The sequence below is a fragment of the Bradyrhizobium cosmicum genome (assembly GCF_032290525.1).
GTDB classification, from domain to species: domain Bacteria; phylum Pseudomonadota; class Alphaproteobacteria; order Rhizobiales; family Xanthobacteraceae; genus Bradyrhizobium; species Bradyrhizobium cosmicum_A.
Genome location: NZ_JASXTA010000307.1, coordinates 1 through 263, shown reverse-complemented (window position 1 = coordinate 263; position 263 = coordinate 1). Strand labels below are relative to the sequence as shown.

1 protein-coding gene is annotated in these 263 nt (G+C 60.5%); it reads left to right on the top strand.

What is annotated here, in order from left to right; all coding sequences use genetic code 11:
- Positions 1-263 (top strand): tripartite tricarboxylate transporter substrate-binding protein (locus QSV46_RS40060; RefSeq protein WP_314964150.1); only part of this gene is annotated, 263 nt, incomplete at both ends.

Below are 263 nucleotides of genomic sequence, written 5' to 3'. Positions count from 1 at the left end.
GTCCAGAGCATCGTCACCAAATACAAACTGACCGACCAGCCGATCGTGGTCGTCAACAAAGGCGGCGGCAGCGGGGCGGAAGGCTATGTCTACGGCAAGGCGTCCGCCGGCGATCCCTACAAGGTTATCTTCGGTACTTCGAACGCGTGGCAGCAACCGCTCGTCTCCAAGGTCGCCTTCAACTACACCGATCTCACCCCGATCGCCGCCATGGCGCAGGACGAATTCCTGCTGTGGGTGAAACAGGACGCGCCCTACAAGAC